The sequence below is a fragment of the Aeromonas sp. 601027 genome (genome assembly GCF_049174455.1).
GTDB lineage: Bacteria > Pseudomonadota > Gammaproteobacteria > Enterobacterales > Aeromonadaceae > Aeromonas > Aeromonas veronii_A.
This window is the reverse complement of record NZ_JAAKTN010000012.1, coordinates 107,235-125,135: the sequence shown is the minus strand read 5'-3', so window position 1 is coordinate 125,135 and position 17,901 is coordinate 107,235. Positions and strand designations below refer to the sequence as shown.

Below are 17,901 nucleotides of genomic sequence, written 5' to 3'. Positions count from 1 at the left end.
CAAAACGGCAGCAATTGTTACCAAGTGTTGCTGTGCGCTTGAATAAAAACTCGTTATTCAGCTACTTTCAAAATATATCGAGCAATCTCGACACTTTCCCCAAGCATATTTCCAGTGAAAATCAGCAATGCAGATTTTCATCGTCATTTTATTTTTTGCGACATTAAGACCGGAGTCGTATGAAAGACTTTCTGCCATTCTCAAAGCCTGCCATGGGCGAGGCCGAGATCCGTGCCGTCAGCGAGGTGTTGCAATCGGGATGGATCACCACGGGCCCGAAAAATCATGAGCTGGAGCAGCGTTTCTGCGAGACCTTTGGCTGCCAGCATGCTGTTGCGCTCTGCTCCGCGACCGCGGGCATGCATGTCACCCTGATGGCGCTGGGGATTGGCCCGGGTGACGAGGTGATTACCCCCTCCCAGACCTGGGTCTCCACCATCAACATCATCACCCTGCTGGGGGCCACCCCGGTCTTTGTCGATGTGGACAGGGATACTCTGATGGTCAGCGCCGACCAGATAGCGCCGCTCATCACCCCCAACACCCGGGCCATCATCCCGGTCCACTACGCAGGGGCACCGGTCGACCTCGACCCCATCCTCGCCCTGGGTCGCCAGCACGATATTCCAGTCATCGAAGATGCCGCCCATGCAGTCGGCACCCGCTATCGCGCGCGCTGGGTCGGGGAAACCGGCACCGCCATCTTCTCTTTCCACGCCATCAAAAATCTTACCTGTGCCGAGGGAGGAATGCTGGTGACCGATGACCAGGCGCTGGCCGACAAGGCTCGCATGCTGAAATTTCACGGCCTGGGAGTCGATGCCTTCGACCGCATGACGCAGGGACGCAAGCCGCAGGCGGAGGTGATCATGCCGGGCTTCAAATACAACCTGGCCGACATCAACGCCGCCATCGCCCTGGTGCAGCTGGCCCGCCTGCCCGAGCTCAATGCCAAGCGGGTCGAACTGGTGTCTCGCTACCATGAACGTCTGGCCAACCTGCCGCTGGCACCGCTGGCCATCCCCACCTACCCCCATCTGCATGCCTGGCACCTCTTCATGGTGCGGGTCGACCCCGAGCAGTGCGGCCTCGATCGCGATCAGCTGATGCAGGCGCTGCAGGAGCGAGGCATCGGCAGTGGCCTGCATTTTCGCGCCGCCCACACCCAGAAGTACTACCGGGAGCGCTATCCGGATCTTTCGCTACCCAACACAGAGTGGAACTCGTCACGGCTCTGCACCCTTCCCCTCTTCCCCGACATGACGCTCTCCGACGTGGATCGGGTTGTGGCAGCCCTGACCGACATACTGGAGTAACAATACGTGAACCATAACGACATCAAACGGGTCTCAGTCATCATCCCCGTCTACAACGAGGAGGCGAGCCTGCCGGAACTGCTGCAACGGGTGACCGACACCTGCGGGCTGCTGAGCCAGGATTACGAAGTGATCCTGATCGACGACGGCAGCAACGACCGATCCGCCACCATCATCAGCGAAGCCGCCAATCGCGAAGGGAGCAAGCTGGTCGCCGTGCTGCTCAACCGCAACTATGGCCAGCATGCCGCCATCATGGCCGGCTTCGAGACGGCAACAGGGGATCTGGTGATCACCCTGGATGCCGATCTGCAGAACCCGCCGGAAGAGATCCCGCGGCTGGTCGCCACCGCTATGGAAGGGTATGACGTGGTCGGCACCATCCGCCGCAACCGGCAGGATTCATGGTTTCGCAAGACAGCCTCACGCTTTATCAACAAGTCGGTACAGCGGGCCACCGGCGTCCAGATGAGCGACTACGGCTGCATGCTGCGTGCCTATCGCCGCCACATCATCGACGCCATGCTCTGCTGTCAGGAGCGCAGCACCTTCATCCCCATCCTGGCCAACAGCTTTGCCCGCCGCACCACCGAGCTGGAGGTGGGCCACGCCGAACGGGCCCACGGCGAATCCAAATATGGCCTGATGCACCTTATCAACCTGATGTACGACCTGGTCACCTGCATGACCACGGCCCCGCTGCGCCTGCTCAGCATCGTTGGCAGCCTGGTGGCGGGGATCGGCTTCACCTTCTCGATCCTGCTGCTGCTGCTGCGTCTGTTACTGGGCGCCGACTGGGCAGCAGATGGCGTCTTCACCCTGTTTGCCATTCTCTTCACCTTTGTCGGCGTACAGCTGATCGGGATGGGGCTGCTGGGTGAGTACATAGGCCGCATGTATACCGATGTGCGCGCCCGCCCCCGCTACTTCATTCACCAAATCGTTCGCTCCACACCGGATGCTTCGCAACAGGAAACTCAATCATGAACGTTGTCGTCTTTGCCTATCACGATATCGGCTGCACCGGTATCGAGTCACTGCTTCAGGCCGGTTATCAGATCCAGGCGGTCTTCACCCACGCCGATGATCCGGGCGAGAACCGCTTCTTCGGTTCGGTGGCCCAGCTCTGCGCCGAACATGACCTGCCGGTCTACTCTCCCGAAGACGTGAACCACCCGCTCTGGGTCGAGCGTATCCGCGAACTGGCGCCCGAGGCCATCTTCTCCTTCTACTACCGCAACCTGCTCAAGCAGGAACTCCTCGATATCCCGACCGTCGGGGCCTTCAATCTGCATGGATCCCTGCTGCCTGCCTATCGTGGCCGGGCGCCCATCAACTGGTGTCTGGTCAACGGCGAACGCGAAACCGGCATGACCCTGCACCGGATGACAGCCCGTGCCGATGCCGGCGATATCCTTGCCCAACAGGCAGTAACCATTGCCCACGATGACACCGCGCTGACCCTGCATGGCAAGATGCGCCAGGCAGCCCGCGCCCTGCTGGAAGGGGAGCTGGTCAAACTCAAGCGCGGTGACGCCACCTTCACCCCGCAGGACGAGAGCAAGGCAAGCTACTATGGTCGCCGCACCCCGGCCGATGGCGAACTGCACTGGGATAAGCCCGCCAGGGATCTCTATAACCTGGTACGTGCCGTTACCCAGCCCTACCCGGGAGCCTTCAGCTTCGCCGGTGATCGCAAGCTGACGGTCTGGCAGGCAAAGCCGCTGGCGATCCAGAGCGACCAGCAGCCGGGCACCATTCTCTCCCACGACCCGCTGCGGGTGGCCTGTGGTGAAGGGGTGCTGGAGATCCTGGCCGGTCAGGTCGAAGGGGGGCTCTATGTACGCGGCGCCCAACTTGCCCGCGAGCTGGGGCTGATGGAAGGGATGAAGATCGGCGACAAGGCGAGCAAGGCCATGCGCAAGGCACGGCTGACCCGGGTGTTGATCCTCGGCGTCAACGGCTTTATCGGCAACCACCTCACCGAGCGCCTGCTCAAGGATGGCGGCTACGAGGTCTATGGCCTCGACATCGGCTCCAGCGCAGTGGAACGCTTCATCGGCCACCCCCACTTCCACTTCGTGGAGGGGGACATCAGCATCCACACCGAGTGGATCGAGTACCACATCAAGAAGTGCGACGTGATCCTGCCGCTGGTGGCCATCGCCACCCCCATCGAGTACACCCGCAACCCGCTGCGGGTGTTCGAACTCGACTTTGAAGAGAACCTCAAGATCGTCCGCTACTGCGTCAAGTACCACAAGCGCATCATCTTCCCCTCCACCTCCGAGGTGTACGGGATGTGCGACGACCGCAGCTTCGACGAAGATGAATCCCGCCTCATCGTCGGCCCCATCAACAAACAGCGCTGGATCTACTCGGTCTCCAAGCAGCTGCTGGATAGGGTGATCTGGGCCTACGGCAAAAAAGAGGGGCTCAACTTCACACTGTTCCGTCCCTTCAACTGGATGGGCCCACGCCTCGACAGCCTGGACTCTGCCCGCATCGGCAGTTCCCGCGCCATCACCCAACTGATCCTCAATCTGGTGGACGGCACCCCGATCCAGCTGGTGGATGGCGGCGCCCAGAAACGCTGCTTCACCGATATCAAGGATGGCATTGAAGCCCTGTTCCGCATCGTCGAAAACAGGGGCAATCGCTGCAACGGCCAGATCATCAACATCGGCAACCCGGATAACGAGGCGAGCATTCGCGAGATGGCCGAGGTGCTGCTCGCCAAGTTCGAGGCCCACCCGTTGCGCCACCACTTCCCGCCATTTGCCGGCTTCAATCTGGTGGAGAGCAAGTCCTTCTACGGCGACGGCTATCAGGATGTCTCCCACCGCCGCCCGAGCATCCGTAATGCCCGCAAGCTGATCGACTGGGAACCGACCATCGAGATGGAAGAGACCATCGGCAAGACGCTGGACTTCTTCCTGCAGGGGGCGGTCACGACGGGAGTCGAGCATGACTGAAGTGGGTCTGCGGATCGACGTCGATACCTTCAGGGGAACCCGTGACGGGGTTCCCCGCCTGCTGCAACTGCTCGACAAGCATCAGGTGAAGGGGAGTTTCTTCTTCTCGGTCGGTCCGGACAACATGGGGCGCCACCTGTGGCGCCTGCTAAAACCCCGCTTCCTGCTCAAGATGCTGCGTTCCAACGCCGCATCCCTCTATGGGCTCGATATCCTGCTGGCTGGCACCGCCTGGCCCGGCAAGTCCATCGGCAGAGAGCTGGGTTCCCTGATGCGCGACACCGATAAGGCGCACCATGAGGTGGGGCTGCATGCCTGGGATCACCACGGCTGGCAGGCCAATACCGGTCGCTGGGACGAAGCCGAACTGATCCGCCAGACCCGGCTCGGAGTCGATGCCCTGAGCGAGATCCTGGGGCGCGAAGTGGATTGCTCCGCCGCCGCCGGCTGGCGAGCCGATCCCCTCACCACCCAGGCCAAGGAGCAGTTCGGCTTTCGCTACAACAGTGACTGCCGTGGCTGCGGCCTGTTCCGTCCCATTCTGGAGGATGGTCGGCCCGGCACCCCGCAGATCCCGGTCAACCTGCCCACCTTTGACGAGGTGATTGGCAGCCAGGTGACGGCCGAGCGCTTCAACCACTTCCTGCTGGAGCAGCTGACTGCGGCACCGCAACCGGGCCCCCATGTCTACACCATCCACGCCGAGGTGGAGGGGATCGTCATGGCCGAGCAGTTCGATCTCCTGCTCGATGAAGCCAGGTCGCGCGGCATCCACTTCATCCCCCTTGGCAACCTGCTTCCCCCCGACCCAGCCCTCTTGCCGACCAGCCATCTGCTGCGCGGCTCCCTGCCAGGACGCGAAGGGTGGCTCGGTTGCAAGATGACGCCATGAACCCGCTCGCCAGATTGCAACAGAGAATCTCATGAAGATGACCCGATGGGCCCTGCCCCTTTTCTTCCTCGCCTTTTACCTGCTGCCACTCAACCAGCGGATGCTGTGGAGCCCGGACGAAAACCGTTACGCCGAGATCAGCCGGGAGATGATCACCACGGGTGACTGGGTGGTGCCCCACTTCCTTGGCCTGCGCTACTTCGAGAAACCCATCGCCGGTTACTGGTTCAACAGCCTCAGCCAGCTGCTGTTTGGCGAGAGCAACTTTGCGGTCCGCTTCGCCTCGGCCGCAGCCACCGGCCTGAGCGCCCTGCTGATCTTCTGGTTCGCTCTGCAGCTGTGGCAGTGCCGGCGTACAGCGTGGTTCGCCAGCCTGATCTATCTCTCGACCCTGATCGTCTACGGCATCGGCACCTACAGCGTGCTGGATGCCATGGTCACCCTCTGGCTCAATGCCGCCATGGTGAGCTTCTACCTCATCCGGCAAGAAGGGCCGCCCGGTCGCAGAGTGGCAGGCTATCTGCTGTTCGGCCTCGCCTGCGGCATGGGCTTTCTCACCAAAGGCTTTATCGCACTGGCGGTACCCGTGGTAGCCATCATGCCCTACGCCATCTATCAGCGCCGCCTGCGCGAGCTGGTATGTTTCGGGCCGCTGGCCATCCTTAGCGCGGCTCTGCTGGTCGCCCCCTGGGCCATCGCCGTACACCTGCGCGAGCCGGACTACTGGCACTACTTCTTCTGGATTGAGCACATCCAGCGCTTCGCCTCGGAAGATGCGCAGCACAAGGCGCCATTCTGGTACTACCTGCCGATGGGGCTGCTCGGCACCCTGCCCTGGCTCGGCCTGCTGCCGGGGGCACTGAAGCAAGGATGGCAAGCGCGCAAGAACAGCCCGGAAACCCTCTATCTGTTGGCCTGGGTGGTGTTGCCGCTGCTCTTCTTCAGCATTGCCAAAGGCAAGCTGCTCACCTATATCCTGCCCTGTTTCGCCCCGCTGGCCATGCTGATGGCCACCAGCGCCGTGGACAAAATCAAGGAAGGTAAAGAGCGGGCCTTCAAACTCAACGCCTGGCTGAACGGCCTGTTCGGCCTCATCGGACTGGTAGTGCTGACCGTGCTGGCTTTATCCCGCGACCAAGCCATCTACGGTGAAGAGGATCACGGGGCACTGTCGGTGGCCATGGCCATCTTTATCGGCTGGTCCCTGCTCGGACTCATCCAGTTGCAGGCGGTCAGTCGCCGCTGGGTCCTGAGCGCGCTCTGCCCCATGATACTGGCCATCGGCCTGCCCTGGGCGCTGCCGCAATCACTGATCGACTCAAAGCTGCCAGAGCGTTTCATCGAGACTAATCAGGCCGTGCTGCAGGGTTCAGAGACTCTGCTGGCCAGCGATCCGGGACTGGCATCCGCTCTCGCCCGGAGCACCCGGCGCGGCGAGATCATGCTGTTCGACGACAAAGGAGAGCTAGCTTACGGCCTGGGCTATCCGGATGCCAAGGGCCGCTATGTTGCCCGTGCAGAGTTCCCGAGATGGTTGGCACAAGCGCGTGAGAAGGGGCAAGTTGCCCTGCTGATGAAGACCGATCACGACGGAGAGACCGGCCCTCTGCCCCCTGCCGACGAGACCCTCGTCAGCCACCGGCTGACCCTGCTCATCTACCATGGAGTACGCTGATGGATATAGTGCTGCTATTACTGGTGTGCCTGCTGACCAGCAGCGGCCAGATGCTGCAAAAGCAGGCCGTTATCTGCTGGCAGCGTAACCCCTGTAACCACCTGCAAAAGCTGCGTTCCCCCTGGCTTGTTGCCAGCGTGGCAGCACTTGGCAGTGGCATGCTGCTCTGGATTTATCTGTTGCAACGACTGCCGCTGAGCATGGCCTACCCCATGCTCAGCATTAATCTGGTGCTGGTGCTGCTCGGCTCGCGCCACTTTTTCCACGAGCCGGTGAGCAGCCACAACTGGCTGGGGGCTGCCACCATCATCGTCGGCGCCCTGCTGCTGGGAGGTCTGCTATGAAGGGCTATCTCTACGTGTTAGGCAGCATAGTGCTGGTGACGGTGGCGCAGCTCTGCATGAAGTGGGGAGCGATCAGCCTCCCTGCATGGCAGGCCGATCCCGCCGTGATGCTGGCTCACCCCCTGCCACTCCTCACCATCGTCATCGGCATCCTCTGCTACGGGCTATCGCTGCTCTGCTGGCTGGCCGCGCTGCACTCCACACCGCTCAATATCGCCTACCCACTGCTCAGCACCAGTTACGGGCTGGTCTATCTGCTGGCGGTGAGCATGCCGGTCTTTGCCGAACCGCTGGTGGCAAGCAAGGCGGCAGGTGTTGCGCTTATCTTCTTCGGCGCCGTGCTGGTCGGCAGCAAACCGGCGACAGGCAAGCCGGAGCGGCAAGATCCCCCTGCCAATCCCTGAGGCAGCTTTAAACAAAAAGAAGAGGCGGCACTCTGTGCCGCCTCTTCTCATTTTCCGCCTGACCAGCGCCTGTTACTTCGCGACGTTGCCCGCCACGTTCAGGGCATCCCAGGTGCGGGAGAAGGGGGGCGCGTAGGCAAAGTCCAGCATGCCGAGCTGCTCGGTGGTCACTCCCATGGTGATGGCAACCGCCAGCGCGTCGATGCGGTGGACCGCCCCCTTGCGACCGAGGATCTGGCCACCCAGCAGCCGCTTGCTGCCCGCCTCGTAGACCAGCTTGACGTGGATGTCGGACTGACCTGGGCAGTAGTTGGTGTGGCACTTGTCCTTGATCACCACAGTGCGATAGTCGATCCCCATCGCCCTGGCTTCCTGCTCGGAGAGGCCGGTACGGCCCGCCTCCAGCCCCAGCACCTTGAGCGCGGCAGAGCCGAGGGTGCCCGGGAACTCCTGCTCGGCCCCCGCCAGGTTCTCACCCACCATGCGCCCCAGCTTGTTGGCGATGGTGGCGAGCGGCACATAGACCTGCTGCTGCTTCACGCTATGCCAGACGCTGGCACAGTCACCGGCCGACCAGACGTTGGCGAGCGAGCTACGCCCCTGACGATCCACCTTGATGGCGCCGTTGCCGAGCCGCTCGATGCCGGTATCGGCCAGAAACTCGGTGCTGGGCTTGACCCCGGTACAGACCACCACGATATCGGCCTCGTACTCGCCCTGGCTGGTGCGCACGCCGGTCACCCGACCATCCCCCAGCAGCGCTTCAACTCGCTCACCCAGATGGAGAGAGACCCCCTGCTCGCGCAGTTCGGTTTCGATGTGTTGGGTGATCTCGCCATCAAACGCATCGGGGATGACCCGATCCGCCAGCTCGATAAGACGCACCTCTTTGCCCTGATGGACCAGCGCCTCGACCACTTCCAGCCCGATAAAGCCGGAGCCGATCACCACTGCGCGGCGATTATTCTTGTCTTGTACCGCAGCTTTGAGCGCCAGCCCGTCGGCCATCCGGCGCAGACCAAATACCCCTTGCTGCTGCAAGCCAGGGATGGGAGGCATCACTTCACGGGCGCCGGTGGCGATCATCAGCCGATCGTAGCGGTCGGTGAAGGTGTCGCCGTTGTGCTCCACCACCAGAGTCTGGGCAGTTGCGTCAACGCTCAATACCCGATGGCCAATCTTGACCTCGATCCCCTTGGCGGCGAACTGCTCCGGGGTGAACTCGGCCATGTAGCCGGGCTCCTGAAACTCGTCACCGACGAAGTAGGGCAGGCCGCAGGCACCGAAAGAGATCACTTCGGAGGCCTCATACACCACGATTTCGGCATCGATGGCCAGACGGCGAGCCTTGGCCGCCGCACTCATACCGGCGGCTTCGCCACCGATGATCAGAATTCTCATTGTTTTTCCTCTCAATGGCGCAGGGAGGGCATGCCCTCCCTGCGGTCTATGACGGGAAAGGGTCGCCCCTTTCCACTGGCAGATCAACCGACGCAAATCAGACGGTGGACTCTTCGCCGTCCAGACTCACTTCGTGATCGCTGTTGAACACATGCATGTCGGTCTCGCCCATCAGGCGGCTGGTGACCGTCCCTGCGGTGATGGAGCCGGAAACGTTGAGCGCGGTACGGCCCATGTCGATCAGCGGCTCGATGGAGATAAGCAGACCGGCCAGCGCCACCGGGAAGTCCAGCGCGGAGAGCACGATCAGCGCGGCAAAGGTGGCGCCACCGCCAATCCCGGCCACCCCGAAGGAGCTGACTGTGATGATGGCGATCAGGGTCATGATAAAGCCGGGATCCACCGGGTTAACCCCGACGGTCGGCGCAATCATCACGGCCAGCATGGCCGGATAGATACCGGCGCAGCCGTTCTGGCCGATGGTGGAACCGAAGGAGGCGGCGAAGTTGGCGATCCCCTCCGGAATACCCAGCGACTTGGTCTGGGTCTGCACGTTCATCGGAATGGAGCCCGCACTGGTGCGCGAGGTGAAGGCAAACGCCAGCACCGGAGTGATCTTCTTGAGGAAGCGCAGCGGGTTGATGCCGACCATGCTCACCAGCAGCAGGTGCACGACAAACATGATGGCGATGGCGCCGTAAGAGGCCATCACAAAGCTGAGCAGGTTGAGGATGTCAGCATAGTTGGAACCGGAGACCACCTTGGTCATCAGCGCCAGCACGCCAAACGGGGTCAGGCGCAGCACCAGGGTCACCATTCGCATCACGATGGCATGAGCCACAGCCACGAAGTGGCTGAAGCTGGCGAAGATCTCCGGCTTCTTGCGGGCGATGCCGGTAGCTGAGAGGCCAATGAAGATGGAGAAGATCACCACGGCGATGGTGGAGGTCTTGCGCGCCCCGGTCATGTCGAGGAAGGGGTTGGCGGGAATGAACTCCAGCATCATCTTGGCGAAAGACATGCTCTCGACGCTGCCGAGGGTGGTCTGCAGCGCGGCGCCCCGGGCGCTCTCGGCGGCACCGGAGGTGAGCCCTTCAGCAGTCAGGCCAAACAGGTTGGACATCAGGATGCCCGCCCCGGCGGCGATGGCGGTGGTGAAGATTAGCACGCCGATGGTCATGGCGCTGATCTTGCCCAGCGCAGTGCCACCATTGAGCTTCAAGATAGCGCTGATGATGGAGACCATGATGAGCGGGATGATGATCATCTGCAGCAGCTTCACATAGCCGCTACCCACGATATCCAGATAGTCGATGGTCTGAACAATGACGGGCGAACCTGCACCGTAAAGCAGTTGCAACGCGGCGCCGAACAGAATACCGAGCCCCAGACCGGCAAATACCCGGCGGGTGAAGCTCACATGTTTTTCCTGTAACCGGTAGAGAAAGAACAGCAAGATGGCGGCGATGGCCAGATTGCCGATAACGCTAAATGTCATGGTATGACTCCCCAAAAAGTGGGCTTGGGCCCGAGAAACAAGAGCAAGCGCCATGCTTGCCCTGGCAACCGTGTCAGACGGTCTGCGCCGTCGTGACAAGAACAAGGGGGTCTATCGCCCCCTTGTCACAGATTCACTGCTTCTGCTGTTTCGCTCGCATGATGTTGATGATTTCGATGTCTGTATCCAGCATCCCCTCTTTGGAGAGGCGGCCCAGATTGGCGATGGTCTGGTCCACATCGTCGGAGACGATCCCCTCGCTCTGGGGGACATGCAGGTTGTTGATAGCCATCAGCGAAGACTTAACCGCCGCCGAGGTGGAGGTGGAGACCTTCATGGAGCAGGCGCTGCCCGCGCCGTCGCAGATGATGCCGGAGACATCGCCAATCATGTTGTTGATGCAGTGGCTGATCTGCTGATACTGGCCGCCCAGCAGCCAGGTGATGGCGGCACCGGCCCCCATGGCGGCGGTACTGGCGGCACAGAGGGCCGACAGCTTGTTCTGATAGGTCTTGATGTAGATGGCCACCAGATGGCTCATCACCAACGCCCGGGTCAGCGGCTCGTCGCTCGCCTTGAGGAAGCGGGCGGCCGCGACCACCGGCATGGTGGCGGCAATGCCCTGATTGCCGGAACCGGAGTTGGACATGGCGGGCAGCATGGCGCCATCCATCCGCGCATCGGAGGCAGCGGAGGAGAGGCGCATGGCCAGGGTCATCAGATCGTCGGAGAGCAGCTTGCGCTCCACCTGCTCGGTGAGGATCTTGCCGATCTTCAGGCCGTAACCCTGCAACCCTTCATCTGCCAGCGCCTGATTCATGGTGGCGGCATCGCGGATAAAGTCGATCTCCGCCAGCGGCACTTCCAATGCAAAATCGACGATCTCCCGCAGGGTCATGGCCGGTTTGGCGGATTTGGCCGACTGGATCTGCACGCCGGGAGCGCTGGCCTGCGCCATCAGCACCTCGCCATCCTTCTCCATCAGGATGATGCGAGTGTGGTCGGTACAGATCACCACCCGGGCACTGTGCCCTTCAACTTCGGCCAGCACCTCGGCATAGAGCACGTCCGGCACATCCTTCACATCCACCTTGATGACCGGCAGCAACGTCTTGGCCGCTTCCACCTGTTCTGGTGTAAGGGTCTTGAGCACCTCCAGCCCGGCATCCGGGTTGCCGCCGGTGATGCCGACCGCAGCGGCCACCGGAAGACCGATCATGCCGGTGCCCGGCACTCCGACCCCCATGCCGTTCTTGAACAGATTGCCACTGACCCAGACGCTGATGCGGGTCGGAGTCTCCCCCAGCAGCTTGCGGCAGTTGGCCGCCGCCAGCGCCACCGACATCGGCTCGGTACAGCCCAGGGCCGGCACCACTTCACGCTTGAGCAGGGTAATAAAGTCGGTCCATTGTGGTTTCATCTGTGCATTCTCATCTTGGTGGCGCAATGCCTGTCATCGCCACAGGCAACAGCATGGCAAAAAAGGGTGACACGGGATCAACATCAAGCAGGAGCGCGTCGCCAAGGCGTCGCGAGAGAGGTGGCCGTCTGATGACTGCCCCATGCAAATCAACTTAATTTGATTCTAATATCAATAAAATCAAATTAAGTTGCGCAACATCGCTTTTTTAGCGCCATTATGCCCGTCTTTTAACAAAGCGCGACAATTTGTGATGCAACGCACAGACGATGGAGTCACCTAGAGATGATAGCGGGCCAGCAGCTGCTGGTAGGCCGGGGTCTGCTTGAACTGTTTCAAGGCGGCCGAGAAGCGCCTCGCCAACTGGTCATGGCCGGGCTTGTGGGTAAACGCGAGGAAGTTGCGGTTGTCGTCGGTCAGCAGGCGCGAGCCGTGGTTCACCTGATCCTGCAACCCCTGGGTATGCAGCAGATAACGACCGACCCGCTCGTTGAGCACCACCCCGTCCAGCCGACCTGCCATCATCAGATGCAGCTGTTTGATGGCATTCCCCTCCCCCGTCATCGGCATCCGGATCACCCCGGGATCGGTCAGAAAATCGGGGCTGTAGGCATAATCTTCCTGAATACCTATCCGCAGACCCTTGAGGTCGGAGAGCTGCCTGAAATCCACCGGACGAACCGTCGGATAGAAGAGCACTTCACCGCTGTAAGAGAGCGGCTCTTCGGGGTAGTGGAGCCAGTGCTGGCGGGAAGGTTCAAAGAAGACATCGAGCACCGCATCCCCCTGCCTGAGACGGGCCTGCTGCAGAACCCGCTTCCAGGGCAGCACCCTGATTTCAGTGCGATAACCCATCTGGCGCAACACGGTACAGGCCAGATCGAGATCGGCGCCGGCCAGCTCGCCATTGTCACCACGCATCACATAAGGGGGCCACAGCTCGGTCAGCAGCGTCAGAGTCGGCGATTTGTCCGCCGCAGCCGCCAAACCGGCACCAAACAGGGAGGCCAGCAGCCAGCCGTACAACCCGATCCTTCGCCAACCCTGACACCACATCATGGAGATCCCTCATGGTCCGTATGGATTGAGGATATACAAGGGATGAGCAATAAAAAAGGAGGCCGAAGCCTCCTTGAGATCCCATCTCTGAATGGCACTTACAGCGCTTTCAGGATTGCCTCGACGCTGGCCTTGGCATCGCCAAACAGCATCTGGGTATTTTCCTTGAAGAACAGCGGGTTCTGGACACCGGCGTAGCCAGTATTCATGGAACGCTTGAAGCCGATGACGTTCTGCGCTTTCCACACTTCCAGTACCGGCATACCGGCGATCGGGCTGCCCGGATCTTCCATCGCGGCCGGGTTGACGGTGTCGTTGGCACCGATCACCAGCACGGTGTCGGTATCGGCGAAGTCGTCGTTGATCTCGTCCATTTCCAGCACGATGTCATACGGAACTTTCGCTTCCGCCAGCAGCACGTTCATGTGGCCAGGCAGACGACCGGCAACCGGGTGGATACCGAAGCGCACCTTGACGCCGCGGTCACGCAGCTTCTGGGTGATTTCAGCCACCGGATACTGGGCCTGCGCCACCGCCATACCGTAGCCCGGGGTGATGATGACGGAGCTGGAGTTTTTCAGCAGGTCAGCCACTTCCTCGGCGCTGGTTTCGCGGTATTCGCCCATCTCCTGATCAGCCGTGGAGGCTACGCCGTCGGAGCCGAAGCCACCGGCGATCACGGAGATAAAGGAGCGGTTCATCGCCTTACACATGATGTAAGAGAGGATCGCACCGGAGGAACCCACCAGGGCACCGGTGACGATCAGCAGGTCGTTGGAGAGCATGAAGCCCGCCGCCGCTGCCGCCCAACCGGAGTAGGAGTTCAGCATGGAGACCACGACCGGCATGTCTGCGCCACCGATGGAGGCAACCAGATGCCAGCCGAAGGCGAAGGCGATCAGGGTCATCACCAGCAGGGCGAAGGTAGAGCCGCCCGCGTTGACGAAGTAGACCATCAGCGCCAACGAGGCGACCACGGCCAGCAGGTTCAGCTTGTGGCGGTGCGGCAGCATCAGCGGCTTGGAGGAGATGAGACCACGCAGTTTGCCGAAGGCAACCACGGAACCGGTGAAGGTTACGGCACCGATGAAGACGCCCAAGAAGATCTCGACCAGATGAATGTTCAGCATAGCGCCGGTCAGGTGCTCGACCTGAGCAACGCTGTTGGCCTGCTCGAACGCCGCACGAGCGGCTGCCAGAGTGGCATCCAGGTTGGAACCGACGGAGACGACCACCTCAGCAGGTGCAGAGGGGTGCAGATCGATGAAGCTGTTGAAGCCCACCAGCACTGCCGCCATACCCACGAAGCTGTGCAGCACGGCCACCAGCTCGGGCATCTCGGTCATCTCGACCTTGAGTGCCAGACGCACGCCGATGGCACCGCCAATCACCATGGCCAGGATGATCCAGTGAACGCCACTGGTCTCCGGGTTGAATACGGTGGCGAGCAGGGCGATAGCCATACCCGCGATACCGAACAGGTTGCCATGCTTGGCCGTTTCTTGCTTCGACAGTCCCGCGAGACTGAGGATGAAGAGCACGGCGGCAACGATATAGGATGCTGTTACCAGTCCTTGAGACACGTTAAACCCCCTTAATCCTTACGGAACATCTTCAGCATGCGCTGAGTGACGGTGAAGCCGCCGAAGATGTTGATACTGGCAATCAGCACGGCGATGAACGCCAGCGCGGTGACCAGGGTCGACCCTTGCCCGATCTGCAGCAGGGCACCGACCACGATAATGCCGGAGATGGCATTGGTGACCGACATCAGCGGCGTGTGCAGAGCGTGAGAGACGTTCCACACCACGTAGTAACCGACCACACAGGCCAGGATGAATACGGTGAAGTGGGAGAGGAAGGCTGCCGGGGCAACGGAGGCGATCCAGCCGAAGGCGGCGATGCCGAGGGCACCGAACACGAACTTCTTGTTGGAAGGCTTGGCCTCTTCCTTCTTGGCTGCCGGTTTGGCGGCGGCCGGTTTCTGCGGGGCAGCAGAGACGGAGATGGCGGGCGGCGGGAAGGTCACTTCACCGGCCTGGATCACCGTCATGTTGCGCTGAACCACATCTTCGAAGTCGATGGCAACGTTGCCGTCCTTCTCCTTGCACATCAGCTTCATCAGGTTGACCAGGTTGGTACCGTAGAGCTGGGAGGATTGGGCAGGCAGACGACCCGGCAGATCGGTGTAACCAATCACCTTGACGCCGTTGGCAGTGACATGCAGCTCACCCGGCACTGTGTATTCACAGTTACCGCCAGCCTGAGCGGCCATGTCCACGATGACGGAGCCCGGCTTCATGCTGTCCACCATCTCTTTGGTGATCAGCTTCGGAGCCGGCTTGCCCGGGATCAGGGCGGTGGTGATGATGATATCCACCTCTTTGGCCTGCTGGGCGAACAGCTCCATCTCGGCCTTGATGAACTCATCGGACATGACTTTGGCGTAACCATCGCTGGATGCACCGTCTTCGCCACCGAAGTCCAGCTTGAGGAATTCCCCCCCCATGGATTCGATCTGCTCGGCCACTTCCAGACGGGTATCGAACGCACGCACGATGGCACCGAGGGAACCGGCCGTACCAATGGCGGCCAGACCGGCCACACCGGCACCGATCACCAGTACCTTGGCAGGCGGCACTTTACCGGCTGCAGTGATTTGACCGGTGAAGAAGCGACCGAACTGGTGCGCAGCTTCAACCACGGCACGATAGCCACCGATGTTGGCCATGGAGGAGAGGGCATCGAGGGACTGGGCACGGGAGATCCGCGGCACCATATCCATCGCCATCACATTGATGTTTCGCTCGGACAGCTTCTTGACCAGCTCAGGGTTCTGGGCAGGCCAGATGAAGCTCACCAGAGTGGCGCCATCTTTAATTTGTGCGATCTCGGCATCGGTCGGCGCATTGACCTTGAAGATAAGGTCGGCTTGCCAGACATTCGGCACCACGCTGGCACCGGCAGCCTCGAAGGCGGCATCATCGAAGCTGGCCGACAGGCCTGCGCCGGTCTCGATGGCGACCTCGAAGCCGAGCTTTTTCAGCTGCTCGACGGTAGCCGGGGTCGCTGCGACCCGGGTCTCACCGGCGAGACTCTCTCTCGGTATTCCAATCTGCATGACTATTCCCTGATGGTTAATAAACAATCGCTGCCCAGTGTCTCACTTCTGACGAAACAAGACATGACCAAAGTGCAGGTCCAGGGCTCTTTGTTATGAAAATCAGTAGGCTTTACCTCAACCTCCTGTCATGGTCAGGCCCCCGCTTTTCAGGCGCGAAGGTGATTAGTATCAAATTTTGGAGTTTTATTACAACCGCAGTCCCGACGGCACTCGTACAGAATTCAGCCCATCCCTGGCTACGATTAAAAAAAACAAACCAAATTAGAGGCTTATACCAGTAAAAACGGCTGAAAAAAGTGATCCAACCAGTCAAAAAAAATGTTTTACCGGCCCTCTATCTTAGCGTTTTTTGTTCTTACGAAATCCGCTTTCGTCTCACTTCACGCAGCAAAACGCCGAAAAGTAACATTTTCCCAACAAAAGCGGGGCCGCTCAGCCGCCATATGGCGGGAGATGGCCCCGGCAATTCAATCGTTTCGCCCGTTTGGCACCGATTGGCGGCCCTTACCAGGCCGCTTCATAAATATGCTGGCTCTGCACCAGATCGATGTCGCCGTGCTCGCCCAGACGGGTCATGCCGTGCTCACCCAGCTTGCCGATCAGGGTGTCGATACCCAGATCTTTCAGACCGTAGTCGCGCAGTCGGGTCTTGACCCCCATCCGCTCGAAGAAGTCGCGGGTCGCGGCGATGGCATCGTCGATGCGCTCCGCTTCGCTGCCGCTGTTCAAGCCCCACACCCGCTCTGCGTATTGCAGCAGCTTGGCATGTTTCTGTTTGCGCTTGGCCTGCAGCAGGGCAGGCAGCACCACCGCCAGAGTCTGGGCGTGGTCGAGGCCGTGCAGGGCAGTCAGCTCGTGACCCAGCATATGGGTGGCCCAATCCTGCGGCACACCGGCACCGATCAGGCCGTTCAGCGCCATGGTGGCGCTCCACATGATGTTGGCGCGCACCTCGTAATTGTGCGGCTCGGCCAGCGCCTTGGGGCCCTCTTCGATCAGGGTCAGCAGCAAGCCTTCAGCGAAGCGATCCTGCACCTTGGCATTGACCGGATAGGTGAGGTACTGCTCCACGATGTGGACGAAAGCATCCACCACCCCGTTCGCCACCTGACGCTCGGGTAGGGTGTAGGTGAGCACCGGATCCAGCACGGCGAAGCGCGGCATCACGAACGGCGAGAAGAAGTGCACCTTGTCGCCACTGCTGCGACGAGTGATGACGGCGCCCATGTTCATTTCGGAACCGGTCGCCGGCAGGGTCAGCACGGAACCGAGCGGGATGGCGGAGCGCACTTCGCTGCCGACGGTCTCGAGAATGTGCCAGGGATCCTTGGCCAGATCGTAGTGCGCAGCAGCGGCGATAAACTTGGTGCCATCGAGCACGGAGCCACCGCCAACGGCGAGCAGGAAGTCGACCCGCTCGGCACGGGCCAGCTCCACGGCGCCCATCAGGGTCTCGTAGGCCGGGTTCGGCTCGATGCCGCCAAATTCAAACAGAGTCATGCCAGCCAGCTCGTTGCGGATCTGTTCCAGCAGGCCGCTGCGTACCACGCTGCCGCCACCGTAGGTGATCATGACGCGGGCATCGCTCGGAAGCTGCTCGCGCAGCTGGGCGATCTGCCCTTGGCCGAACAGGATTTTGGTCGGGGTATGGAGAGTAAAGTTGTTCATCGACATTGCCTTCTTCTGATAGTCAGGGCGGCCTGGCCGCGAAATCGTGATTGCATTTTTCTCCAGAACCACCCTACCATCAAGACAACATCCTGCTTTATTCTTGCCTATTTCTACAAAGCAGC

14 protein-coding genes are annotated in these 17,901 nt (G+C 60.9%); 7 read left to right on the top strand and 7 right to left on the bottom strand.

Annotation, left to right across the window (positions count from 1 at the left end; all coding sequences use genetic code 11):
- Positions 1-179: 179 nt before the first annotated feature.
- The 7 genes from arnB to arnF are packed head-to-tail and all read left to right on the top strand — an operon-like array spanning position 180 to position 7,606.
- Entirely contained in the window at positions 180-1,316 is a 1,137-nt protein-coding gene (gene arnB, locus G5193_RS15775; RefSeq protein WP_216952254.1) for a UDP-4-amino-4-deoxy-L-arabinose aminotransferase, read from the top strand.
- A 6-nt stretch (positions 1,317-1,322) separates the two neighbouring features.
- Positions 1,323-2,303, top strand: a complete 981-nt coding sequence (arnC, locus tag G5193_RS15770) for an undecaprenyl-phosphate 4-deoxy-4-formamido-L-arabinose transferase (RefSeq protein ID WP_421206355.1) — start codon at positions 1,323-1,325, stop codon at positions 2,301-2,303.
- The gene (gene arnA / locus G5193_RS15765) at positions 2,300-4,291 is read left to right on the top strand and encodes a bifunctional UDP-4-amino-4-deoxy-L-arabinose formyltransferase/UDP-glucuronic acid oxidase ArnA (protein ID WP_421206353.1); all 1,992 of its coding nucleotides are present in this window, start codon (positions 2,300-2,302) and stop codon (positions 4,289-4,291) included. Before arnC ends, arnA begins: the two co-directional genes overlap by 4 nt.
- The gene (arnD, locus tag G5193_RS15760) at positions 4,284-5,183 is read left to right on the top strand and encodes a 4-deoxy-4-formamido-L-arabinose-phosphoundecaprenol deformylase (protein WP_216952257.1); all 900 of its coding nucleotides are present in this window, start codon (positions 4,284-4,286) and stop codon (positions 5,181-5,183) included. Before arnA ends, arnD begins: the two co-directional genes overlap by 8 nt.
- A gap of 31 nt (positions 5,184-5,214) precedes the next feature.
- The gene (arnT, locus tag G5193_RS15755; protein ID WP_421206351.1) at positions 5,215-6,858 is read left to right on the top strand and encodes a lipid IV(A) 4-amino-4-deoxy-L-arabinosyltransferase; all 1,644 of its coding nucleotides are present in this window, start codon (positions 5,215-5,217) and stop codon (positions 6,856-6,858) included.
- On the top strand, positions 6,858-7,202 hold the full coding sequence (locus G5193_RS15750) for an EamA family transporter (RefSeq protein WP_421206349.1): 345 nt from the start codon (positions 6,858-6,860) through the stop codon (positions 7,200-7,202). The genes arnT and G5193_RS15750 overlap by 1 nt, the downstream gene beginning before the upstream one ends.
- A complete protein-coding gene (gene arnF, locus G5193_RS15745; RefSeq protein WP_216952260.1) occupies positions 7,199-7,606 on the top strand; it encodes a 4-amino-4-deoxy-L-arabinose-phosphoundecaprenol flippase subunit ArnF in 408 nt (135 codons plus the stop codon). Before G5193_RS15750 ends, arnF begins: the two co-directional genes overlap by 4 nt.
- Positions 7,607-7,678: 72 nt before the next feature.
- Here arnF and G5193_RS15740 read toward each other — a convergent pair whose 3' ends face one another.
- From G5193_RS15740 to yqhD, 7 genes are all read right to left on the bottom strand, one after another.
- A complete protein-coding gene (locus G5193_RS15740; RefSeq protein ID WP_421206347.1) occupies positions 7,679-9,007 on the bottom strand; it encodes a CoA-disulfide reductase in 1,329 nt (442 codons plus the stop codon).
- Between the two features lie 97 nt (positions 9,008-9,104).
- The gene (locus G5193_RS15735) at positions 9,105-10,505 is read right to left on the bottom strand and encodes an L-cystine transporter (protein ID WP_421206345.1); all 1,401 of its coding nucleotides are present in this window, start codon (positions 10,503-10,505) and stop codon (positions 9,105-9,107) included.
- A 133-nt stretch (positions 10,506-10,638) separates the two neighbouring features.
- Complete coding sequence (locus tag G5193_RS15730) at positions 10,639-11,925, bottom strand: serine dehydratase subunit alpha family protein (RefSeq protein WP_421206343.1); 1,287 nt, start codon at positions 11,923-11,925, stop codon at positions 10,639-10,641.
- A 279-nt stretch (positions 11,926-12,204) separates the two neighbouring features.
- The gene (locus G5193_RS15725) at positions 12,205-12,984 is read right to left on the bottom strand and encodes a substrate-binding periplasmic protein (RefSeq protein WP_421206341.1); all 780 of its coding nucleotides are present in this window, start codon (positions 12,982-12,984) and stop codon (positions 12,205-12,207) included.
- 98 nt (positions 12,985-13,082) lie between these two features.
- The gene (pntB, locus tag G5193_RS15720) at positions 13,083-14,567 is read right to left on the bottom strand and encodes a Re/Si-specific NAD(P)(+) transhydrogenase subunit beta (RefSeq protein ID WP_005339759.1); all 1,485 of its coding nucleotides are present in this window, start codon (positions 14,565-14,567) and stop codon (positions 13,083-13,085) included.
- 11 nt (positions 14,568-14,578) lie between these two features.
- Entirely contained in the window at positions 14,579-16,105 is a 1,527-nt protein-coding gene (gene pntA, locus G5193_RS15715) for a Re/Si-specific NAD(P)(+) transhydrogenase subunit alpha (protein WP_040070064.1), read from the bottom strand.
- A gap of 507 nt (positions 16,106-16,612) precedes the next feature.
- Positions 16,613-17,776, bottom strand: coding sequence for an alcohol dehydrogenase (yqhD, locus tag G5193_RS15710; RefSeq protein WP_040070066.1), 1,164 nt, complete (start codon positions 17,774-17,776; stop codon positions 16,613-16,615).
- Positions 17,777-17,901: the final 125 nt, after the last annotated feature.